General features: G+C 30.1%; 22 protein-coding genes. 16 read left to right on the forward strand and 6 right to left on the reverse strand.

Features of this window, described 5'->3' with window-relative positions; all coding sequences use genetic code 11:
* Positions 1-11: 11 nt before the first annotated feature.
* From EAH69_RS05910 to EAH69_RS05920, 3 genes are all read right to left on the reverse strand, one after another.
* A complete protein-coding gene (locus EAH69_RS05910) occupies positions 12-884 on the reverse strand; it encodes a polysaccharide deacetylase family protein (RefSeq protein WP_230466723.1) in 873 nt (290 codons plus the stop codon).
* Between the two features lie 145 nt (positions 885-1,029).
* The gene (locus tag EAH69_RS05915; RefSeq protein ID WP_121934263.1) at positions 1,030-1,827 is read right to left on the reverse strand and encodes an HAD family hydrolase; all 798 of its coding nucleotides are present in this window, start codon (positions 1,825-1,827) and stop codon (positions 1,030-1,032) included.
* Between the two features lie 36 nt (positions 1,828-1,863).
* Positions 1,864-2,670, reverse strand: coding sequence for a TerC family protein (locus tag EAH69_RS05920; RefSeq protein WP_121934264.1), 807 nt, complete (start codon positions 2,668-2,670; stop codon positions 1,864-1,866).
* A gap of 149 nt (positions 2,671-2,819) precedes the next feature.
* On the opposite strand from EAH69_RS05920, the gene EAH69_RS05925 reads away from it, so the two are divergent.
* The 4 genes from EAH69_RS05925 (at position 2,820) to EAH69_RS05940 (ending at position 7,492) form a co-directional block, all read left to right on the forward strand.
* On the forward strand, positions 2,820-3,701 hold the full coding sequence (locus tag EAH69_RS05925; protein ID WP_121934265.1) for a DMT family transporter: 882 nt from the start codon (positions 2,820-2,822) through the stop codon (positions 3,699-3,701).
* 117 nt (positions 3,702-3,818) lie between these two features.
* Positions 3,819-4,829 (forward strand): 3-oxoacyl-ACP synthase III family protein, encoded by a 1,011-nt coding sequence (locus tag EAH69_RS05930; RefSeq protein ID WP_121934266.1) that lies wholly within the window; start codon positions 3,819-3,821, stop codon positions 4,827-4,829.
* 282 nt (positions 4,830-5,111) lie between these two features.
* Positions 5,112-6,512: a dihydrolipoyl dehydrogenase gene (lpdA, locus tag EAH69_RS05935; protein ID WP_121934267.1), complete on the forward strand. Its 1,401-nt coding sequence runs from the start codon at positions 5,112-5,114 to the stop codon at positions 6,510-6,512.
* Positions 6,513-6,592: 80 nt separating this feature from the next.
* Positions 6,593-7,492, forward strand: a complete 900-nt coding sequence (locus EAH69_RS05940) for a tetratricopeptide repeat protein (RefSeq protein ID WP_121934268.1) — start codon at positions 6,593-6,595, stop codon at positions 7,490-7,492.
* Positions 7,493-7,682: 190 nt separating this feature from the next.
* Here the strand turns inward: EAH69_RS05940 and EAH69_RS05945 are convergent, their stop codons facing one another.
* Positions 7,683-8,426 (reverse strand): Rossmann-fold NAD(P)-binding domain-containing protein, encoded by a 744-nt coding sequence (locus EAH69_RS05945; RefSeq protein ID WP_147439096.1) that lies wholly within the window; start codon positions 8,424-8,426, stop codon positions 7,683-7,685.
* 296 nt (positions 8,427-8,722) lie between these two features.
* Here EAH69_RS05945 and EAH69_RS05955 point away from each other — a divergent pair, with 296 nt between their 5' ends.
* The 10 genes from EAH69_RS05955 to EAH69_RS06000 all read left to right on the forward strand — a co-directional run bounded on the left by EAH69_RS05955 (position 8,723) and on the right by EAH69_RS06000 (position 16,974).
* A complete protein-coding gene (locus EAH69_RS05955; protein ID WP_121934271.1) occupies positions 8,723-9,517 on the forward strand; it encodes a prohibitin family protein in 795 nt (264 codons plus the stop codon).
* A 63-nt stretch (positions 9,518-9,580) separates the two neighbouring features.
* Positions 9,581-10,279: a pseudouridine synthase gene (locus EAH69_RS05960; RefSeq protein ID WP_121934272.1), complete on the forward strand. Its 699-nt coding sequence runs from the start codon at positions 9,581-9,583 to the stop codon at positions 10,277-10,279.
* Positions 10,280-10,356: 77 nt separating this feature from the next.
* Positions 10,357-10,944, forward strand: coding sequence for a hypothetical protein (locus EAH69_RS05965; protein ID WP_121934273.1), 588 nt, complete (start codon positions 10,357-10,359; stop codon positions 10,942-10,944).
* Between the two features lie 93 nt (positions 10,945-11,037).
* A complete protein-coding gene (locus EAH69_RS05970) occupies positions 11,038-12,159 on the forward strand; it encodes a GNAT family N-acetyltransferase (RefSeq protein WP_121934274.1) in 1,122 nt (373 codons plus the stop codon).
* Between the two features lies 1 nt (position 12,160).
* Positions 12,161-13,318: a M14 family zinc carboxypeptidase gene (locus EAH69_RS05975; protein ID WP_121934275.1), complete on the forward strand. Its 1,158-nt coding sequence runs from the start codon at positions 12,161-12,163 to the stop codon at positions 13,316-13,318.
* 31 nt (positions 13,319-13,349) lie between these two features.
* Positions 13,350-13,910 (forward strand): TlpA family protein disulfide reductase, encoded by a 561-nt coding sequence (locus EAH69_RS05980; protein ID WP_147439097.1) that lies wholly within the window; start codon positions 13,350-13,352, stop codon positions 13,908-13,910.
* A complete protein-coding gene (locus EAH69_RS05985) occupies positions 13,907-14,518 on the forward strand; it encodes a DUF4230 domain-containing protein (RefSeq protein WP_121934277.1) in 612 nt (203 codons plus the stop codon). Before EAH69_RS05980 ends, EAH69_RS05985 begins: the two co-directional genes overlap by 4 nt.
* A gap of 107 nt (positions 14,519-14,625) precedes the next feature.
* Positions 14,626-15,654 (forward strand): tetraacyldisaccharide 4'-kinase, encoded by a 1,029-nt coding sequence (gene lpxK / locus EAH69_RS05990; RefSeq protein WP_121934278.1) that lies wholly within the window; start codon positions 14,626-14,628, stop codon positions 15,652-15,654.
* Positions 15,638-16,450: a purine-nucleoside phosphorylase gene (locus tag EAH69_RS05995; protein WP_121934279.1), complete on the forward strand. Its 813-nt coding sequence runs from the start codon at positions 15,638-15,640 to the stop codon at positions 16,448-16,450. The genes lpxK and EAH69_RS05995 overlap by 17 nt, the downstream gene beginning before the upstream one ends.
* Before the next feature lie 68 nt (positions 16,451-16,518).
* Positions 16,519-16,974 carry an SRPBCC family protein gene (locus EAH69_RS06000; RefSeq protein ID WP_121934280.1) on the forward strand — a complete coding sequence of 152 codons (456 nt, stop codon included), beginning with the start codon at positions 16,519-16,521 and terminating at the stop codon, positions 16,972-16,974.
* A gap of 111 nt (positions 16,975-17,085) precedes the next feature.
* Here EAH69_RS06000 and EAH69_RS06005 read toward each other — a convergent pair whose 3' ends face one another.
* Together EAH69_RS06005 and EAH69_RS06010 are read right to left on the reverse strand one after the other, a co-directional pair.
* Entirely contained in the window at positions 17,086-17,526 is a 441-nt protein-coding gene (locus EAH69_RS06005) for a hypothetical protein (protein WP_121934281.1), read from the reverse strand.
* Between the two features lie 149 nt (positions 17,527-17,675).
* Positions 17,676-18,617, reverse strand: a complete 942-nt coding sequence (locus EAH69_RS06010) for an MBL fold metallo-hydrolase (protein ID WP_121934282.1) — start codon at positions 18,615-18,617, stop codon at positions 17,676-17,678.
* A gap of 111 nt (positions 18,618-18,728) precedes the next feature.
* On the opposite strand from EAH69_RS06010, the gene EAH69_RS06015 reads away from it, so the two are divergent.
* Together EAH69_RS06015 and EAH69_RS06020 are read left to right on the forward strand one after the other, a co-directional pair.
* The gene (locus EAH69_RS06015) at positions 18,729-21,602 is read left to right on the forward strand and encodes an alpha/beta hydrolase family protein (RefSeq protein WP_121934283.1); all 2,874 of its coding nucleotides are present in this window, start codon (positions 18,729-18,731) and stop codon (positions 21,600-21,602) included.
* A 388-nt stretch (positions 21,603-21,990) separates the two neighbouring features.
* Positions 21,991-22,350 (forward strand): hypothetical protein, encoded by a 360-nt coding sequence (locus tag EAH69_RS06020; protein ID WP_121934284.1) that lies wholly within the window; start codon positions 21,991-21,993, stop codon positions 22,348-22,350.
* Positions 22,351-22,459: the final 109 nt, after the last annotated feature.

Below are 22,459 nucleotides of genomic sequence, written 5' to 3' on the forward strand. Positions count from 1 at the left end.
TTTTTTTTGTTTTAACTTAATGAAATTGGGTAATTAGAAGCAACTTCAAAAACTATATTTTTATTGTTTTTTATCATTTTGATTAAGGCTCTTAATTGTTCGGCATCATCATCATTATCAAACATATCATCGTGCATTAAAATCACTAAATGTTTTTCTTTAAATGTTTCTTTATTATTTAATCGTTTTACGATTCCATCATAAATTTCACTGCTATTATCTAAAGATTTTTTCTTACTTATTTTATTCCATTCGTAATCCCATCCAAAAACAAAGTATTGATTTTGAGCTAAATAATCGCTAGATATTTTAGAACCATTATCATAATCATTTTTCTTATGATCGCCAAGACGCCAAACATTTCGGCCAGGTAAACGTACAAAACGATTTTTGAAGTTATAAGCACTATCATTTTTAATTACATCGCTCAAAACCATTTCAGGATTATCGTAATATTGTTTGAATTTGTTACGATTTGCATGCGAAAAAGTATGATTAGAAACTTCAATCCAATCATTATCTTCGTAATCTTTTAAATATTGTTGTAATTTATCAGTATATGCATTCATACCAACAACAAAAACAGTTGCTTTAACTTGTTCTTCTTGAATTATTTTATTTATTTTTTGACTTCCTTTAAAAGGACCATCATCAAAGGTCAAATAAACATATTGTTTTGTAGAATCAATTTCTTGTACACGATCTTTGTATTGATAGTATAATGAATCTGTTGTAACAATATTGGAAGTAGAATCTTTGGTTGAAATTGTTTCATTTTTTGGTTTAAAACCAGAATAGATTTCACTTAAATTTAAATTATTTAAAAAAGTATTAGATTCAGACTTTTTACAGCTTAAAAAAATAGTTAAAAAGCTTATAGACAATAGGTTTAAGTATGTGTAGGTAGTTATTCTCAATTTTGTGCGATTATATCGCGAAAATAATAATTTTGAATGAATAACGATAAGATTTATACATTATTTTTAGATTAAAAAAAGGAATGAATTTCTTCATTCCTTTTGGTATATTTTAAATTAGATTTTTAATAATTTGAATTACGCCATCTTCATCATTTGAAGGAGCTTCGTAATTTGCAACCGCTTTTACGTCGGGATGTGCATTTTGCATTGCAAAACTATATTTTGCCAGTTTTAGCATTTCGATATCATTCATATAATCACCAAAAACCATTGTTTCTTGATCAGATATTTTCAATTGATTTTGTAGTTCCTTTAAAGCCTTTCCTTTATTGGTTCCGTTATTCATAATGTCTAACCAAACTTCACCAGAAATTACAATATTTAAATCATTTGCTTCAAAACGTTTAAAATTTTGATATAAATTCTTTTCAGAACCACCAGAATGATTAATTGCAATTTTTATAAATTGTTCATTTTCGATGGCTAATAAATCATCAACAACAATATTTTTAGAATAGAAATTCTGGAAGAATTCTAAAAAATCAGCGTCTTTAGATTCAACATAAGCAGCATTTTTACCAGCTAAAACCAAATTAGCACCATCAATTTTTCTTGATTCAAGAATTATATCTTTTACTAAATCTTTATCCAATTCATCAACAAAAACTTCATCACCTTTATAAGTAACATAAGTTCCATTTTCAGCAATTATAGCCATGTTGTTTTGATCTTCTTCAAAATAACTTGTAATGCTGTAAAACTGGCGTCCGCTTGCAGGAACAAACTGAATTCCTTTTGCTAATAATTGATTGTAAACTGTTTTAAATTCAGGACTTAATTCGTGGTTCGATCGTAACAAAGTTCCGTCCATATCAGACACGATCAGTTTAATATTTTCGTAGTTCATAGTTATAAAAAAAGACCTCCGTAGAGGTCTGTAAATTTATAAATTTTTATTTTGTTCTTCTGCGTCGCCAACAATGTTACGAACCATTCCTGGATTCGAATGATTTTTCTTCATTTTTAAGTTTAAGAATTCAACTAATACAGAGAATCCCATTGCAAAGTAAATGTATCCTTTAGAAATGTGTTGATCAAATCCTTCTGCTAATAATGAAACTCCGATTAATAATAAGAATGATAAGGCTAACATTTTAACCGTTGGATGATCGTTAACGAATTTAGAAACTGTAGATGCAGATAACATCATAACACCAACAGCAATTATAACTGCGGCAATCATTACTTCGATTTGATCTGCCATACCAACAGCTGTAATTACAGAGTCTAATGAGAAAACAATATCTAAAATTAAAATTTGGACGATTGTTCCTGCAAAAGAATGTACTTTAACTTTACCTTCTTCTTCAACAACACCTTCAATTTTGTGGTGAATTTCTACAGTTGATTTATAAATTAAGAATAAACCTCCGATTAATAAGATTAAATCTCGGCCTGAAATTGCTAATTTATCGTGCCATTCCCCAGAAGTGATACCAACAAATTCGCCTAAATTGAATAAAGGGTTAGTTAAACTCATTACCCAGCTTAAAGAGAATAATAATAAAACACGTGTAAACATAGCTAAGAATAAACCTAATTGTTGGGCTTTTTTCTGTTGCTCTTTGGGAAGTTTACCAGCTAAAATTGATATAAATACGATATTATCAATACCTAATACAATCTCTAACATTGTAAGGGTGAATAATGCAATTAATGCATCAGGTTGTAAAAAAATACTAAAATCCATTGTTTTGTTTCAATTGTTTAAAAATACATTTAAAACTGTTTATTAATAATAGCTTATCATAAAGTTAATGTAAAATTAACATTGTTTGACATTTTGAAATAAAATAGAAGGAGTTAGAAATTGATATTACATTTGTCAAAAATATTTTTATGCTCTCTAAAGTTCAATTACGCTTACAATTCTTAGTTTTATTATGGGGATTTACAGGTCTTTTTGGAAAATTAGTTACCATTTCTGCCTTACCAATGGTTTGGTACAGAATGTCGATTGCTGCACTTGCTATTTTTATCTATATTAAATGGAAAAAACAAAGTGTTACAGTCTCTAAAAAGCATTTATTTCAACTATTAGGAATTGGGGTTATTGTAGGATTGCATTGGTTTACTTTTTATCAATCGATTAAAGTTTCAAATGTTGCAATAGCTTTAAGTACGCTTTCCTTGGGTGCTTTATTTACATCAATTATAGAACCTATTATTTTTAGACGTAAAGTAGTTTTGTCTGAAATTATACTTGCTACCATTGTATCTGCTTGCGTTATTTGGATTTTTCAGGCTTCACCAGAATATAAATTAGGAATTATTTATGGCGCAATTTGTAGTTTTTTATCTGCATTATTCTCCGTTCTAAATTCGACTTTTAAAGATGAGGTAAAACCTGCTTCAATTACTTTTTATGAAATGATTGGAGGTTTTATAATGATTAATTTATTAATGATAGGTTTTCAACCTGATACCTTTACTGAAGTTATAAATGTTGGTTGGTCTAATTTTATTTGGTTAGTGTTATTAGGTGTTTTTTTTACTGCTTTTGCACAAATAGAATTTGTTAATCTTTATCAATATTTTACACCTTATACCATTTTACTGAATGTTAATTTAGAACCTATTTACGGAATTATTTTAGCGAGTTTAGTTTTTGGTGAATCAGAAAAGATGGAACCAGTATTTTATATCGCAACAGGGATCATGATTTTATCAATAATAGCTAATGGAATTATCAAAAACAGACAAAGAAAAGTGCTGGATTAATTAATTTCATAATTTAATGTATTAATAATTATTAAGTTAGTAATTATTTAAGGTGTAGAATGTCAAGATAATAAAGTTTATTTTATATTTGTTTTTATCAAAAAAGAAAACAAAAAAATGATTAACTCTATTATTACAGGTGTAGGGCATTACGTTCCGGAAAGAGTCGTTTCAAACCATGACTTAGCGAAAGTAATGGATACGAATGATGAATGGATACAAGAACGTACAGGAATTGTAGAAAGAAGACATATTGAACCAGGTTCTAAAATATCATCGACAGACTTAGGAGTAAAAGCAGCAGAAAATGCCTTAAAAGATGCTGGTCTTACAGCACAAGATATCGACTTTATATTATTTGCTACATTATCTCCAGATTATTATTTTCCAGGAAATGGTGTTTTAGTACAAAAAGCCTTAGGTTGTAATACAATTGGTGCAATGGATATTCGTAACCAATGTTCAGGTTTTGTGTATGCTTTATCAACTGCAGATGCTTTTATTAAAGCAGGAAAATACAAAAACATTTTAGTAATTGGTGCCGAAGTTCATTCTTTTGGATTAGATATGTCTGATGATGGACGTGGTGTTTCTGTTATTTTCGGAGATGGAGCAGGAGCTGTGATTGTTTCAGCTACGGCTGAAGATCGTGGAATTATTTCAACTAACTTGCATTCAGAAGGTGAATTTGCTGAAGAATTAGCAGTTACTTTCCCAGGTACAAAGACTGGTTGGGCAGATGAATTATTGAAAGATAATCATGGATTAACAAAAAAAGAAATTTACCCGTATATGAATGGAAATTACGTTTTTAAACATGCGGTAACTCGTTTCCCAGAATCAATTGTAGAAGCATTAACAGATGCTCAATTAAAACCAGAAGATGTTGATTTATTTATTCCGCATCAAGCTAATTTAAGAATCTCTCAATTTGTACAACGTCAGTTAGGTTTCCCAGATGAGAAAGTTTACAACAACATTCAACGTTACGGAAATACTACGGCAGCTTCTATCCCAATTGCTTTGAGTGAAGCTAAAGCAGAAGGAAAAGTAAAAGCAGGTGATACAATTTTAATGACTGCTTTTGGTGCAGGATTTACATGGGGATCTGTCCTAATTAAATGGTAATATTTATTCATTATAAATTTAATCCTTTCACGTTTGTGGAAGGATTTTTTTATTCCAAAAAATAGTGGATTCTGTACACTAATAGATAAGAGTTAATTGATAAATTTAAGAATAGTTATTTTATTCGGAAATGTAATTTATTCATAATGAAGCTTCAAATTCGTTAAAATAATTGTGAATTCATCAAATAAAATTCCTTGATTTTATTATCACATTTCTTTATAGATACGTTATATTTGTAACGTTTTAAGAAAAAATAATAAAAATTAAAATATAAACTATATGAGTTCTTATGATGTTGCCGTTATCGGTGCTGGACCTGGTGGATATGTTGCAGCTATTCGTGCTGCTCAGTTAGGATTTAAAACTGTTATCATCGAAAAAAATAAATTAGGTGGTACTTGTTTAAATGTTGGTTGTATTCCATCAAAAGCTTTATTAGATTCATCTCATCACTACCACGATGCTGTTAAGCATTTTGCTGAGCACGGAATCGAAATCGAAGCGCCTAAAGTTAATTTTGGACAAATGATCGCTCGTAAACAAGGAGTTATCGATCAAACTGTTTCTGGTATCAAATACTTAATGGACAAAAACAAAATTGACGTTTTAGAAGGTACAGGTGCATTCAAAGATGCAACTCATATTGTTGTTACTGCTGCTGACGGATCAACTCAAGAAATTGAAGCGAAATACACAATTATCGCTACAGGATCTGTTTCTTCAGAATTACCATTCGCTCCAACAGACGGTACAAGAATTATTACTTCTACAGAAGCGTTAGAATTACCAGAAGTTCCAAAACACTTAATCGTTATCGGTGGTGGAGTAATCGGATTAGAATTAGGATCTGTTTACTTACGTTTAGGATCAGAAGTTACTGTTGTAGAATATGCAGACCGTGTTATCCCAGGAATGGACGGAGCGTTATCTAAAGAGTTAACTAAAATCTTAAAGAAACAAGGAATGAAATTCCACACTTCTACGGGAGTTACTTCTGTAACAAACAATGGAGATAGTGTTACTTTAACTGCTACATCTAAGAAAGGTGAAGAATTAACAATCGAAGGAGATTACGCTTTAGTAGCTGTTGGTCGTCGTGCGTTTACTGGATCTTTAGGTTTAGAAAATGTAGGAATCGAAGTTGACGAAAGAGGTCGTATCAAAACGAACGGTCACTTACAAACTAATGTAGCAAACATTTATGCAATTGGTGATGTTGTTGCTGGTGCAATGTTAGCTCACAAAGCGGAAGAGGAAGGTACTTTAGTTGCTGAGTACTTAGCAGGTCAAAAACCTCACATTAACTATAACTTAATCCCTGGTGTTGTTTATACTTGGCCAGAGGTTTCAGGTGTAGGACAAACTGAGGAGCAATTAAAAGAAGCTGGTGTTGAATTCAAATCAGGAACTTTCAAATTTGCTGCTTTAGGACGTGCTCGTGCTTCTATGGATACTGACGGTTTCGTTAAAATTTTAGCGGACAAAAACACAGACGAAATCTTAGGTATGCACATTATTGGTGCTCGTGCTGCTGATTTAATCGCTGAAGGTGTTACGGCAATGGAATTCCGTGCGTCTGCAGAAGATTTAACAAGAATGTCTCATGCTCACCCAACATTCTCAGAAGCAATTAAAGAAGCTGCTTTAGCTGCAACTGATAACCGTGCAATTCACGCTTAATCAATCTATTTGATATATATTTTAAAAGCGACTTCTTTCGAAGTCGCTTTTTTATTATTTTTAAAGTCTAAATACAAAACATGAAATTATTAAAAACGATATTTTTAACTACTTCTATTTTATCAACTTCAGTATCTTTTGCTTGTTTAAATGGAGCTGAACAAAATCTGTCTACAGGAACAACTTTGTATATTGATCGTGAAGGTTATGTGCCGTATGGACATGATTTTTGGTTGGATTTAGAAGGTCGAGATCTTGAAAAATTAGATAGTTTATATCAAGTTAAACCTGATGTACAATATTTAACTGAAAAAGGTTTGGTATTGATTATTAAAAAAGAATATCAAAAAGCGATTGATTTGTATTTAGATATTGAAAAAAAGAATCCAAATCAATACAGTACAGCATCTAATCTTGGAACGGCTTATGAGTTAATTGGTGACAATAAAAATGCATTAAAATGGATTGAACGCGCTTTAGAGTTAAATCCAGATTCGCATCAAAAATCAGAATGGATTCATGTAAATATTTTAAAAATTAAATTAGGTCAATTTCCTTTGTCTTCAAATAGTTTGATTCATACAGATTTTGGAGAAGAGGATTATCCGAAAACTGAATTATCAAAAGTAAAGTTAGAAGAATTGATTGATCAAATGTACTTTCAGTTAAATGAAAGAAAATCATTTGTGGAACCAAAAGATGAAATTGTAGCTCAATTATTATTTGACTATGGAAATGCGTTATTATTAATTGATAAAAAAGCTGAAGCGAAAGAAGTTTACGAAATGGCTTTAAAATATGGTTTTAATTCACCTTTACTTCAGAATCGCTTAGAATTAGCAAGTGTTGTGGAGAAAGAAAGTTCTTCATTCCAAAAAATAATTACAAATCATTGGGATACAATATTAATTTCAATTATTTCTGTTGTAGCTTTTATATTTGTTTTGAATAGAAAGAATAAGAAAGGGAGAAATAAATAATATTTTTTTGTCACACTGAGCTTTTCGAAGTGATTGAAAGATTCTTCGACAAGCGCAGAATGACAATTTTGTTTATTGAGCTGAACTTATTTCAGCTTCTCATAAAGTGATTTGAAACGAGTTTAGGATGACTATTTTCGTCAGTTCGATTGAAAATATTTGATTTTTGTATCGAGAACTAATACTAAAATTAACCTTTAAAATATACAGGATTTTCAAAAATAAATAGGTAATTCAATTCGTTGATGAGTTTTTCAGACGAAATTGTTTTACCTTTTTTTATATCCGATTGTATCAAATTTTGATTCAATTGAAATTCTAAAACCTCACGTTTACTTGGATGAAGTGGCGCAACAACATTATAAATTGATGAGATTAGATTTCTCTCAACGCAAGTTTTTATTACAGCTAAAATATCTTGGTAATGAATATGATTTACTACTTCATCTAAATCTTCTCGATTTAAGTTTAAATACTTAGACAAATAACGGTTATCACCCATAATTCCTCCTAAACGAAGAATTGTTGTTTGTGGAAATTGAGATTTTACCTTATTCTCGATTGAAATATAGGGAGTGTTTAATTCTGAATCTGAATATGTCGATTCAGAAACAATTTGATTCGAATCTGGATAAATGCCTGTACTACTAATTAAAATGATTTGTTTATTATAGTTTCCCATAAATTCAATCAAATTATCAAAACGAAAGAATAGTTCTTCAGTAGTATTTCTCTTACCAAACGGAATTGTTATTACAATAAATTCAAATTGATTAATATCTAAATGAGTGAAGTCTTTTTGATCAAAATCGATAGAAATACAGTTTTCAGTATCAGAAATTCGCTTAGTCGTTGTAATTAGAAATTCGGTAATTAGGTACTTTTCTAACTTTTCTCCAATCCAACCTTTTCCTATAATTAGTCCTTTCTTCATTTTCATCAAATCATTTTATAAAGATAGTAATAATAAATAATATTTACAATGATGGTTGTTATTATAAATTAAATTTATTTATGATAATTTTAAGAAAAATAAATCATCTATGTCTAATAAAACAATCTTTAAAATTGCATTTGTACCCATTTGGTTACTGTTTATTTTATTTGCTATTCAATACATTTTTGGATTGATAAGCGAACCTGATTCCATAAAGGTAGCAATTGGAGTTGTTTTGTTAAGCTGCCTAATACTTATTACATTATTAATCTTTAAAAAAATCTATTTTAACCATGAATAAAAATCTTATTAAATTAACTGCCGGTGGAATTGCTTTCTTAATCTTATTAATTACTGCTTTAGCGTGTACAGAACGAATTGATGCTGGTCACGAAGGATTAAAAGTTAAAATGTATGGTTCGGATAAAGGTGTGCAAGATGTTGCTTTGGTAACAGGGCGCGTATGGTATAATCCGTTAACAGAACAAGTTTTTGAAATTCCGACTTATGTACAAACTGTAAATTATGATGCGTTTACTGTAAATGCAAAAGATGGTTCGGTTTTTACGGTTGATCCTACTATTTCTTTAAAAGTGATAGATGGTCAATCTCCAAAAATCTTTAAAAAATACCGTAAAGGAATAAACGAAGTTTTACAAAATACTTTGGTAAATCATATCAAGGATGTTTATCGAATTGAGTTTAATAAATATACAACTGATCAAATAATTAGTAGCCGTGAAGCTTTTGAAAATGGTGTGCAAGCGAAAATGATTGCTTTCTTAAAAGAGGAAGGTTTTATTTTAGAGCAATTAACAAGCGGAATTCAATATCCTGAAGCGATAACAAAAGCTATTAACGAAAAAAATGCTGCAATACAAGAAGCACAGCGTGTAGAAAATGAATTGAAAGTCGCAGAAGCAAATGCTAAGAAATTAATTGTTCAGGCAGAAGCAGAGGCTAAAGCAAACGAATTAAGAAAAGTTTCTTTGAATCAATTATTAATTCAGCAACAATTTATAGAAAAATGGGATGGTAAAACTGCAATTTACGGAAACGCTCCATCGTTTTTTAAATCTGTAAATTAAAATCCTTTTAAATATTATGATAGAAAGAGATTCTGTTTTGGAATCTCTTTTTATTTTTGCCAAATGTTAGAAATTCTTTACCAAGACGAATATATTATCGCGATTAATAAACCAAGTGGATTATTGGTTCATAAATCGTATTATGCAAGAGATGCAAAGGAATTTGCAGTGCAAGAATTAAGAAATCAAATTGGAGGACAACACGTATATCCAATACATCGTTTAGATCGTAAAACCTCGGGTGTTTTATTATTTGCTTTGGATAAAGAAACGTTGAAGATTATGAATGATCGTTTCGCTACACGTGAAGTTGAAAAGAAATATTTAGCAATTTTACGTGGTTGGGCTCCAGAAGAACAAACGATTGATTATGATTTGACTAATGATGATGGTGTAAAGCAAAATGCTATTACGTATTTTCATCGTTTACAAACTGCCGAAATTGATTTAGAATACAATAATCATCCAACTTCAAGATATTGTTTGGTCGAAGCGATTCCAGAAACTGGTCGTATGCATCAATTAAGAAAACATTTCCGTCATATTTTTCATCCAATTTTAGGAAGTCGTCCACATGGTTGTAACAAACAAAATAAGTTGTGGTTAGAAACTTTTGGTTTAACAGGTATGATGCTGCATGCGCACGAGCTATGCTTTAATCATCCTATTACAAACAAGCCTTTAAAGATAAATGCTAAAGTCAATGAAGAGTTTGTTAAAGTAGGAGATATCTTAAAATTAGATTTATCAAAATATCAATAAAATTTTAATTATGTTAAAAGGTTGATTTTCATTTAAATAATTTATAAATTGAATAATGTAATTAAACCATTAAAACTATGATTAAACCTTTATTTTCTTTTATTGTACTATTTACTTTGTTAAGCTGTGGAAATTCTATTAAAGAAAAAGAAGATGCAGAGGGAAAAGTAGAGATTGTAGATCTTTCTCAAGTTACTAACGAGAAAAAAGAAATTGTTTCAGAGATTATTTCTTTTCAGAAAGATATTGAAAATCGAAAATTAGATAAAATTCCTGATTATTTTGATTGTCCAAAACGGGTTGAAGAAATTGAGTTATCCATGAATAATTCAAAAATTAGAAATGCAATTGAATTAAATTCTTCTCGATTATCTACAGATGTTGTGAAAGAACAATTTGATCTACTTTATACCGAAATGGATTTGGATATTATTAATGAGTCTTTAAAATTAATTCCAGAAAATGATTTTTTAACCCAAGATGAGGTAAAATCAACAGTTAATATCGGGGAGTGTGATTATGATACTAGAGTTACTATGAATGGGAAAGAAGTTAAATTTAGTATAGTTACTGTAACGGAAAATGAAAACTGTAAGAAAGATCAACAATGGAAATTTAATTCAAACGGAGAATACTTAGTTTTAGATAGAAGATATTATTTATAATATAAAGGAAGTTCAAATGAACTTCCTTTTTTTGACAATTATTTGTGAATTGAGTTTAGAATAAAATTTCTGATTTCCGTACATTTGTGAGCTATGAAAATTCAGGTTAAAGAAGTTCAGAATAAAAAAGATTTGGATGCTTTTGTGAAGTTTCCAATGAATTTATATAAAAACAATCCATATTATGTTCCTCCAATTATCAACGATGAAAAACAATCGATGAGTAAAGAACATAATCCAGTTTTTAAAGATGCAGAAGCTAAATTTTTTCTTGCTTATCAAGCAGATAAAATAGTAGGTAGAATTGCTGCTATTATCAATTGGAAAGAAGTAAAAGAACAAGGTAAAAGCAAAATGCGTTTTGGATGGTTTGATACGATTGATGATATCGAAGTAACAAAAGCACTTTTAGCGGAGGTTGAAAAAATTGGCCGTGAAAATAAATTAGAATATATTGAAGGTCCAGTAGGTTTTTCTAACCTGGATAAAGCTGGTTTACTAACCATGGGATTTGATAAATTAGCAACAATGGTTGGTTTATATAACGAGTCTTATTATGCCGACCATTATGAACAATTAGGTTTCGAAACAGCAAATGAATGGGTTGAATATGCATTACCAGCACCTCAGGTTTTACCAGAAAAAGTAATTAAATTCAATAAAATTATTCAAGAACGTTATAAATTAAGTGAGTTAAAGTTTACGAAAACGAAAGAACTTTTACCTTATGTTGATGAAATGTTTGATTTGTTGGATAAAACTTATTCTTCTTTAGATACTTATGTACCAATTGCAGATTACCAGATTAAGCATTACAAAGAAAAATATATTCCGTTTATTAATCCAGATTTTGTAAATATTATTGTGGATGAAAATAATAAAATGGTTGCTTTTGCGATTACAATGCCTTCTTATTCAAAAGCATTGCAAAAAGCAAACGGTAAATTATTTCCATTTGGTTGGTGGCATTTATTACAAGCAAATAAAAAGAATGATTCTGCTGCGTTTTATTTAATTGGAATTGATCCAAAATATCAAGGAAAAGGCGTTACTGCATTAATTTTTAAAGCAATGTATGAAACGTTTAAACGAAACGAAATTAAATATTTAGAAACTAACCCAGAGTTAGTAGAAAATGAAAGTATTCAAGTTTTATGGAAAGCGTATGATCCAGTAAATCATAAAAGACGTAAAACTTTTAGAAGAGCATTATAATATGTTTGATATTAAACAACTTAAAGAACTATATCCTTCTTTTAGACAAGAAGGTTTTGATAATAAATGGTTAAACTATGCTGCTTTAAATCAATATTTTGATAAAGTAAATTTTGATAAAGTAGAAATTGGTAAATCATTTTTAGGGAACTCTATTTATAAATTTTCATTCGGTAATGGACCAAAACGTGTATTGATTTGGTCACAGATGCATGGAAACGAATCTTCGGGTACACGTGCAATGTTTGATGTTTTAAATTTTTTAGAAACAAATCATTCAGTTGCAAAAACGATTTTAGATAATATAACATTTGATTTTATTCCGATGTTAAATCCAGATGGAGCAAATGTAAATATTCGTCGTAATGCTGTTGGTATTGATATCAATCGAGATTTTTTAGCTCAACAATCGACAGAAATACATGTGTTGTTAAGTCAAATAGAATCAAATAATTATCAAATATTATTTAATTTACACGATCAACGTACAATTTTCAATGTAGGTCAAACGAAAGAACCTGCTACATTATCATTTTTGGCACCTTCCTATAATTTAGAAGAAGATGTGAACGAAGTTCGACAGCAAACAATGGGAATTATCCAAGCTATGAATATTGAATTACAAAAAGTGATTCCGGGTAAAATAGGTCGTTATACATCAGAATTTTATCCGATGTCAACAGGAGACAATTTTACAAAGATGGGGTATCCATGTGTATTATTTGAGGCGGGTCATTATCCAAATGATTACCAAAGAAACGAAACACGTAAATACAATGCTTTGGCTATTTTAGCAGGTTTAAATGCAATTGCAACTCAAACAGAATTTGATTTTGATCAATATGAATTAATTCCACAAAATGGTCAAAAATTCTTAGATATAGTTTTACGTAATGTAAAAGTGGTAAATGGTGATAAAGTTTCTGTTTTAGATTTAGGAATTTACTATGATGATGTGTATGATCCTTTATTGAATGAAGTGGTAGAGAAAGGTTCTATTATTGAATTGGGAGATTTAAGAAAATTCTTTGGACATATAGATATAGATGTAAAAGAAGCTGAATATATAGGTTTAACCAATCAATTTCCGCAACTAAATCAAAAAGCAACATTTCAAGTTGGAGAATATAAATTAGTGAATGGACGTATTATTCAATAAAAATACTATATTTAAATCAAGAAAAAACGCAATGAAAAAAATATATCAACTAACCTTATTAACCATTTTAGTTTTTACTTTTTCGGCTTGTCAAACTCAACATAAAGTATTAAATAGAGAAATAAAATCTGAAACTGGTGAGCGATTTTTGATCGGAGAATTTGATAGAAATGCATTACAACAAAAACATTATATAAATTGGTATAATGAAGAGTATGATGCTTATGAAGTTGAAAACTCAAAATTAGTCAATTTAAAAAAATCAGATTTTAAATCTTTAAAAATTGAAGTTTTTGTTGGAACTTGGTGTAGCGATTCTCAGAGAGAATTACCTCGTTTTTACAAAATTTTAGAAAACTTAAAATTTCCTATTGAAAGTAGGTTAAATGTATATGGTGTTAATCGTCAAAAGAAAAGTTTCTACGGAGAAGAGATAGGAAAAGATATCACACATGTTCCTACAATTATCGTTTATAAAAAAGGAAAAGAAATAGGTCGAATAGTAGAAAGTCCAGTTTCTGGTTACTTAGAAGAAGATTTTGAAAAGATTGTTAATGGAAATCCTTTAACACCAAATTACGCTGAAGATTGAAAAAAACAGGATTAATATCAATAATTGCTTTTATACTTGGATCAATTCTTACGATTTGGGGTGTAAAATCTTGTGAGAAAAAAACATATTCAGAAGATTCAAGAGTGATAGCGTATCAAATCAATAAAATGAATAAAATGGTTGTTGCAGAACAATCTTTATCAGAGATTTATACACACACATCAAAGAAATCTTTACCAGGTTTAGGAAGTATATATTCTGCCGATAAAAAAGTAACGATGCTTGTTAATGGTAAAGTACAGGCGAGTTATGACTTATCTAAAATGGAAGTAGAATTGGACTCAGTCAATAAAAAAATTCTAATCAAATCAATTCCAGAAGTCGATTTGAAGGTTTTCCCAGATGTTGATTTTTACGATATGGATCAAAGTGTCTTTAATAAGTTTGAGAAAAGTGAATTAAACGAAATTAAAAAACGAGGAATCGCGAAAATGGAGGAGAAAATTGATCGTAATAAACTAAAAACAGAAGCGCATCAACAATTGATTCAAAATTTATCTGATATCTATCAAATTGCTAAAATATACGGTTGGGAAGTAGAGGATAAAACTATTTACGCAACAGAATTAAAAAAGATATTTCTTTAAATATATAATCCATCCTGAGGGGTGGATTTTTTTATATTAAAAATTTAATAAATTCTTTTTCCTAATAAAATATTAAAGTTTTATTTTCGCTAAATATTAAAATTATTATGAATTGGCGTAGACTTTTACTACCTTTTTCTGGAATTTACTGGGGAATAACAACTATACGTAATGTTTTTTACGATTTGGGATTGATGCGTACAACATCTTTTGATTTACCTATCATTAATGTAGGGAATTTATCAGTTGGTGGTACCGGAAAATCGCCTCATGTAATGTATCTGATCGATCTTTTAAAAGACGAAAAAATGACTTGTACTTTAAGTAGAGGTTATGGCCGCAAAACTTCGGGTTTTCGTATCGCAAATTATGATTCTAAAGTTTTTGATATTGGTGATGAACCAATGCAATTTTTTAGAAGATTTAAGAATAAAATCTTGATTTCAGTTTGCGAAAGCAGAGTATTAGGTGTTCAGAATTTATTAAAACACTATTATCCAGAACTTATAATTTTGGATGATGCTTTTCAGCATAGACAAATTAAGGCAGGTTTCAATATTCTTTTAACAGATTACAATCAACCATTTTTCGAGGATTTTTTATTGCCAGGTGGTGATTTAAGAGAAAGTAGAGCAGGTGCTAAACGTGCAGACATTATCATCGTAACAAAATGTCCAGATTCTATTCCAAACGAAAGATTTCAGGTATTTCAAGATAAAATTAAGTTGAAAGAGAATCAACAATTATTTTTCTCTCGTATTATTTATGATAATCAATTGATTGGTGCTACGCACAATCTTCAACAAACTGAATGGATTAACAAAAATGTGATTTTAGTTACCGGAATTGCAAATCCGACAAGTTTAGTGAATTTTGCTGAAGCAAACTTTAAAAATGTATTGCATTTAATGTATCCAGATCATCATAATTTCAAAGACGTAGAAATTGACTATATTCGCAAACGATTTGATGAAACTGAAGGTGATAAAATTATTTTAACAACCGAGAAAGATTATATGAGGTTGCTAGAAGAAGGTTCGTTAAAAGATAATATGTACTATTTGCCGATTCGAATCGAGTTAAACGATAAAGAGAAATTTAATCAAACTATTTTAGAGTATGTTAGAACGCATTAATGAAGCTGTAAAATACATCAATAATATTATTCCTACTACGCCAGAATTCGTAATTGTATTAGGATCTGGATTAGGAAAATTAGAAGATGAAGTAGAGGATCCGATTGTAATCAACTACCAAGATATTCCTGGATTTCCACAAGTTACTGTAGAAGGACACAAAGGTCATTTAGTATTTGGAAAAATTTTAGGTAAAAATGTATTAATGATGGCTGGTCGTTTCCACTACTACGAAGGATACTCTATGCAGGAAGTTACTTTCCCAATGCGAGTTTTCAAAGGATTAGGAATCGAAAAAGTAATCTTATCAAATGCTTCGGGAGGTGTTAATCCAAGCTTCAAAGTGGGTGATGTTATGATTTTAAAAGATCACATCAACATGATGCCAGAGCACCCATTACGTGGTAAAAATATCGACGAGTTAGGACCTCGTTTCGTAGATATGTCAAAAGCGTATGACAAAGAAATGTTAGATGCAGCGGTAGACTTCGCAGCTAAAAACGATATCTTAGTTCATACAGGTGTTTACGTAGGTTTACAAGGGCCAACTTTCGAAACTCCATCAGAATATGGATTAGTTCGTTTCATTGGTGGTGATGCTGTAGGTATGTCTACTGTACCAGAAGTTATTGTTGCTAAACACATGAGCATGCGTGTTTTCTGTGTTTCTGTAATTACTGACTTAGGTGGTCCAGAAATTGCTTTCCCAGTTTCTCACGAAGAAGTATTAGATGCAGCAAACAAAGCAATGCCAAACGTTATTAGCATTGTAAAAAGTGTGATCGAAACTTGTTAATTCAAGCTCGAATTATAATTTCAAACGTCTAAGGGAACTTAGGCGTTTTTTATGCTTAATTTTGACGTATGAAACATAAATTATATTACGAACAACATATTAATGCATCGATTGATGAGGTTTGGAACTTCTTTTCTGATGCGAAGAATTTGAAAGAATTAACGCCGAAAGAAATGAATATGAAAGTTATTTCTGATTTAAAAGTAACGGAACTTTTTGAAGGAATGAAAATTGCTTATTTCGTTTCGCCATTATTTCATATTCCAGTTTTTTGGGAGACTGAAATTATAAAATTAGAAGATAAACACCAATTTATTGATATTCAGAAAAAAGGACCATTTAGATTATGGAAACATACGCATACATTTATCGAAATTGATAATGGAGTGAAAATGATTGATGAGGTTGAATATGAACTGCCTTTTGGGAGATTTGGCGATTTATTTCATCAACCTTTAGTTTTAAATAATCTTGAAGATTTATTTGATTATCGTAAGAAAATATGCAATGAAATCTTTCGATAGGATTTAAAATGTTTGAACAAAAATTCGGCGATATTTTTCACAAAACTAATTTAAGAATCTTCAGTTGCTTGCTCAAATATCGCCAAAAAGTGTGCAATAAGTTGTTTGTAATTAATGGGAAATTTCTTCTTGCGATTTAAGATTTTCTTGTGTCTCTTTGTATTCGTATTGGGTTAAAACTCCATTTTTAAAGGTTAAATGTAAATATTCTTCGTACAGCGAACCATTTAACGTTTCATTCCATTTTAATATTTTTCCTTGCGGAACTTTTATTGTTCCAGAAAACCATTTGGCAAAAACCTCTTCCTGTAATGGAAATAAAAAGTTCATATCCACTTCATCAAATCCATCTAAGTAACCTCTAAAGTTAATTAAATACAATTCGTTGTCTTTAATTTCCCATTTTCCGTAATATCCTCTCCAACAAGTTGGGGATGGTGGCGTAAAATAGGGTGGATTATTAAATGTAATAAAGTATTGGTGTAATGGCTGTTGATCTATAAAATATTGTTCACCTTCCATAAGGAAGACTTCTCCAATTTGTGGTGTCATTTTTAAAGTGGTTTGACCCAAATATATAAAAGCAACTACCTATTATTGAAATTAAACAATGATTATTTTAACGAAATTGTAAAAATTGACGGATTAAAATAAATAGTGTGTAAATTATCATGACTTAAATTAATAAAACAATAATTTAATTATTTTATAATGATTCTTTCTCCTTGTTGTGGGTAGATGAAATTTAGACCTAAATTGTTCAATTTATCTAATTCTTTTTTGATAATAGAAACATTATCACCTTTTGGTTTGATATGAGTTACAACAATATTTAAATTCTTCATCTGTTTCTTCCCTACATATTTTGCTAAAACTTGCATTTCTTCTATAAATAAATTTGGTGTTAAATGCCCAAATAATAAATGATCTGGTTGATTGTTTGGAAAAGAAACTTCGAGCATAATGGTTTTTAATTTTCCAGCTTTAATTTCTGGAGCAATATCTTTCCAAACGTTTTCTAAATGATTTGTTTTTTCAATTCTATCTGCTCCTGTATCTCCAAAATAGATTAAAGATTGAGTTTTTGTAGCAACTTTTAGCGCTGCACTTTTCCACGGATTTACATGGCTTAACTCGTATATTTTAGCTTCCAAATTTGTTCCATCAATTAAAAAAGTATCTAAATGTTGATGTTTTTTATAGTGATATTTATTGATGATTGGTGCTTCTCCTTCACTACCAAAATTAGCCCAAGCTGCATTAGTAAAATAATTATTTTTTAAAACGTCAATCATTTCAGCTGTACCATAAATAGGTTTTTTACTATCCTCTGGCGAATTAATAATCATTCCACCTAAATGATCTAAATGTCCGTGAGAAATAAAATAACCTTTAATATATTCTTTTAAAACTGTAGAAATATCTGTTGTAAAAGTTTCTTTTTCAATGGCTTTTTTAATACCAGAATAAATCGTTCCGCCATCCATTGTTATGTATTGATTGCTATTTGTTTCAGCAACTAAATAAGAGGAAAGATTGCTTTCGTCCGATCCACCATAAACACCCAAAGGAACAATTTCTAATGATTGTCCAAATCCACTTAAATGACCAAAAGATAAGAAAGCGATCAAATACTTTTTCATAAACTAATATTTTATCAAAAATACTTACTAATTCGGCTAAAAGTCTACATTTTTATGGGCTTAATTAAACTATTTGTAATTATTTTAGTCTAATACTGAAAAACACAACACATGATACAAAACTTACTTGCCAAGAAAAGTACAGTAGTTTCTTATTCTCAAGAATTTATACGCAGAAAAGCAATTGCGTTAACAGCTGTTACTTTATTGTCTACACAAGTAGATGCACAAAAGAAACCATTAGATCATACAGTTTATGACGAATGGCAATCTATTGGATATTCAATTTTATCAAATAATGGAAACTGGGTTGCATACCAAGTTAAAACTCAGGAAAGTGATAATACATTAGGAATTTTTGGAATTCCAACACAAAAGAATTTTGAATTTCATCGTGGAGATCAAGTAAAATTCACTTCAGATTCTAATTTTGCTATTTTTAATATCAAACCTTTTTACAAAGATTTAAAAGAGGTTCGAATTAAAAAGAAGAAAGAACACGAAATAGCTAAAGATTCGATTGGAATTATCAATTTATCAACTCAAAAAGTAGAGAAATTACCGAATTTAAAATCTTTTAAAGTTCCAGAAAAAGGAGGGTCATTTGTTGCGTATTTAACACATAAAGAAGAACCAAAAAAAGATTCAACTAAAGTAAAAGATAAAAAAGAAGCGCCTAAAAAGGATGCGAAAAAAGATCAACCGTTAGATTTAATTCTTAGAAATTTAGCAACAGGTAAAAAGGAAACTTTTAAAAATGTTGTGGATTATGATTTCAGTGAAAATGGTAAAAAATTAATTTTTTCTACTAAACCAGAAAAGAAAGATTCTACAGATAAAACTCAATACGGAGTATACTTAGTAAATACTGCTAATTTCTCTAAACAATTAGTTGTAGAAGGAAAAGGTGAATATAAACAATTTGCTTTTGATGAAAATGCTTCACAAGTTTCATTCTTTGGAACGAAAGAAGGTGAGAAAGTTAAGACAAAAACCTATCAATATTATTATGCTAAATTACCGTTAACTGGGAAAATTGATTCTGCTAAGATTGAAAATTTACCAACGGATTGGGTAGTTTCTGAACATAGAAAACCAAGTTTTAGTAAAGATGGTAAAAAATTGTTTTTAGGAGTTGCACCAAAACCAGTAGAGAAAGACACGACGTTAATTGCTGATGATTACGCAAAAGTTGATATTTGGCACTGGAATGAAGATCATATTCAACCAATGCAATTAAAGAATGTTGATCGCGAGAAAAAACGTTCATACTTAGTTTCAATTGATCCAACAAATCCTTCAAAGATGGTTCAGTTAGCTGATGCATCGATGAATCAAGTTGAATTAGTTGCAAACGGAAACGCTGATTATGCAATTGGATCTTCAGATAATATGTACCGTGTTTCTTCGCAATGGGATATTTCTGGTCGTAAAGATTATTATTTAGTAGATGTTAATACTGGTCGTCGTTTACCAATTGTAAATGGTTTAGTAGGTCGTTTAACAGCATCGCCAACTGGTAAATATATCGTGTATTACAACAGAGAAAATCATTTATGGCATTCATTTAATCCAGCAACAAAACAGACAGTTATTTTAAATAAAAAATTAAAAGTTTCTTTTGAAGACGAGGAAAATGATATGCCTACAGAAGCGCGTGAATACGGTATTGTTTACTTTACGAATAATGATGAAACAGTTTTAATCAAGGATAGATATGATATTTGGGAATTTGATTTAACAGGAAAAAAGAAACCAAATAATGTTACAAATAATTTTGGTCGTAAGAATGATATCACGTTTGATATTAAAAAATTACACGATGATATAGAAACGTTAGATCGTAATAAAGATGTATATTTAACTGCATTCAATAATAAAACTAAAGCTTCAGGCGTTTACAAAGGAAACATCGAAAAAGCTAAAAATCCTGAATTAGTTAAAATGTCAGACATGTACGCTGCTCAGAACATGAAGAAAGCGAAAGATGCTGATATATTTATTTATTTGAAAGAAACGGTGAAAGATCCTGCGGATATTTATGTTTCGAAAGATTTCGTTAATGAAACGAAAGTAACTGATATCAATCCACAACAAGCAGATTACATTTGGGAAACATCTGAATTAGTTGAATGGAAAACATATTCTGGTAAAAAGGCAACCGGTGTTTTATATAAACCAGAAAACTTTGATGAGAATAAACAATATCCAATGATTGTGTATTTCTACGAAAAAGTTTCTGATGGATTAAATCGTTACCAAGAACCAGCTCCAACACGTTCTCGTTTAAATCATTCATACTTTGTAAGTAACGGATATATTGTATTTACACCAGACATTTCTTATGAAGATGGGCATCCAGGTAAATCTGCAGAAGATTATATCAATTCAGGTGTTGAAGCTTTAAAGAAAAATAAATGGGTTGCTGGAGATAAAATCGGAATTCAAGGTCAAAGTTGGGGTGGATATCAAGTAGCACATTTAATTACGCGTACAAATATGTATGCAGCGGCTTGGTCTGGTGCACCAGTTTGGAATATGACTTCTGCTTATGGTGGAATTCGTTGGCAAACAGGTATGTCTCGTCAATTCCAATACGAACGTACACAAAGTAGAATTGGTAAAAATCTTTGGGAAGCTCAGGATTTATACATCGAAAATTCGCCTTTATTTTATACGCCAAATGTAAATACACCAGTTGCAATTATGCACAATGATAATGACGGAGCTGTGCCGTGGTACCAAGGTATTGAAATGTTTATGGCACTACGTCGTTTAGGAAAACCAGCATGGTTGTTAAATTACAACAACGATGAACATAACTTAATGAATCGTGCCAATAGAAATGATATTCAAAGACGTCAACAACAATTTTTTGATCATTATTTAAAAGGTGCTCCTGCTCCGAAATGGATGACTACTGGAGTTCCTGCTACAATGAAAGGAATTGATTGGGGCTTTGAAGTGGAAGAAGTAAATCATTAATAATTAATCAATTAAATAATTAACTATTTGAGTGTTAATCTTATGTGTACTTCAATATGTTTTAATAAGATTCAATAATATTCACTTTGGTTCAATAAATCTCCCCCTATTTCTCCCCCCGAGGAATAGGGGTATTTTAGTTGCAGTTAATTCTAATACCAAAGTTATAGCATGATTAATTTTCATTTAAAAAGAAAGGAAACTAATAAACCTACAATCTGTAGACGCATATCTTACGGGATACTTTAGAAATCCAAGTGACAGACTTAAAATCTCAGTAGGTAAATCAATCAATCCAATAGAATTCGGTGATGCTGGTAATAATTTTAAGTTTAATAGAGATAAAATTAATAAGTCTAAGAAGCACGGTGTTATAATCTTTAAACAGATGTTGGAGGATTTTGAGGCGGCGACTTCTAAAACTGAAGCTTTCTTCATAGCGAATGGAATTAAACCCTTTAAAGATGATTTTAAAGAACAATTATTAATTAATCTTGGAAGGAAATTCGAAGAAGATGATAATAGGATATTATTAGTCGATTTTATTGAGAAGTATTGCAATGAAAGAACCCAAATGACTCTCAAAGGACAGAATCCAATTAAGGAGAATTCATTAAATAAATATAGGGAGCAAGGAACTCACATTAAGAACTATCAGGAATATCTTAAAAGACAAATTTATGTTGATGAGTTTAGCTATGAAATGTATATGGAGTTTTTAGATGTGATTAATAAAATTGCAATTTAATCACATTAAGAGTAAGAGTAGATTAACTAATAAACTAGGATATTCTCAAGACACCATGAATACGATATCAACTAAACTTAGATATATTTTGAAACAAGCACGTATTCGT

The sequence above is a fragment of the Faecalibacter macacae genome, from assembly GCF_003687725.1.
Taxonomy (GTDB): Bacteria; Bacteroidota; Bacteroidia; order Flavobacteriales; family Weeksellaceae; genus Empedobacter; species Empedobacter macacae.

Coding starts and splice junctions, on each gene's coding strand:
- EAH69_RS06000 (WP_121934280.1), top strand. CDS start 16,519: ATGAAACATAAATTATATTACGAACAACATATTAATGCATCGATTGAT.
- EAH69_RS05930 (WP_121934266.1), top strand. CDS start 3,819: ATGATTAACTCTATTATTACAGGTGTAGGGCATTACGTTCCGGAAAGA.
- EAH69_RS05970 (WP_121934274.1), top strand. CDS start 11,038: ATGAAAATTCAGGTTAAAGAAGTTCAGAATAAAAAAGATTTGGATGCT.
- EAH69_RS05955 (WP_121934271.1), top strand. CDS start 8,723: ATGAATAAAAATCTTATTAAATTAACTGCCGGTGGAATTGCTTTCTTA.
- EAH69_RS06005 (WP_121934281.1), bottom strand. CDS start 17,526: ATGACACCACAAATTGGAGAAGTCTTCCTTATGGAAGGTGAACAATAT.
- EAH69_RS05975 (WP_121934275.1), top strand. CDS start 12,161: ATGTTTGATATTAAACAACTTAAAGAACTATATCCTTCTTTTAGACAA.
- lpdA (WP_121934267.1), top strand. CDS start 5,112: ATGAGTTCTTATGATGTTGCCGTTATCGGTGCTGGACCTGGTGGATAT.
- EAH69_RS05940 (WP_121934268.1), top strand. CDS start 6,593: ATGAAATTATTAAAAACGATATTTTTAACTACTTCTATTTTATCAACT.
- EAH69_RS05960 (WP_121934272.1), top strand. CDS start 9,581: ATGTTAGAAATTCTTTACCAAGACGAATATATTATCGCGATTAATAAA.
- EAH69_RS05915 (WP_121934263.1), bottom strand. CDS start 1,827: ATGAACTACGAAAATATTAAACTGATCGTGTCTGATATGGACGGAACT.
- EAH69_RS05920 (WP_121934264.1), bottom strand. CDS start 2,670: ATGGATTTTAGTATTTTTTTACAACCTGATGCATTAATTGCATTATTC.
- EAH69_RS05925 (WP_121934265.1), top strand. CDS start 2,820: ATGCTCTCTAAAGTTCAATTACGCTTACAATTCTTAGTTTTATTATGG.
- EAH69_RS05995 (WP_121934279.1), top strand. CDS start 15,638: ATGTTAGAACGCATTAATGAAGCTGTAAAATACATCAATAATATTATT.
- lpxK (WP_121934278.1), top strand. CDS start 14,626: ATGAATTGGCGTAGACTTTTACTACCTTTTTCTGGAATTTACTGGGGA.
- EAH69_RS05945 (WP_147439096.1), bottom strand. CDS start 8,426: ATGAAGAAAGGACTAATTATAGGAAAAGGTTGGATTGGAGAAAAGTTA.
- EAH69_RS06020 (WP_121934284.1), top strand. CDS start 21,991: ATGTTGGAGGATTTTGAGGCGGCGACTTCTAAAACTGAAGCTTTCTTC.
- EAH69_RS05980 (WP_147439097.1), top strand. CDS start 13,350: ATGAAAAAAATATATCAACTAACCTTATTAACCATTTTAGTTTTTACT.
- EAH69_RS05965 (WP_121934273.1), top strand. CDS start 10,357: ATGATTAAACCTTTATTTTCTTTTATTGTACTATTTACTTTGTTAAGC.
- EAH69_RS06015 (WP_121934283.1), top strand. CDS start 18,729: ATGATACAAAACTTACTTGCCAAGAAAAGTACAGTAGTTTCTTATTCT.
- EAH69_RS06010 (WP_121934282.1), bottom strand. CDS start 18,617: ATGAAAAAGTATTTGATCGCTTTCTTATCTTTTGGTCATTTAAGTGGA.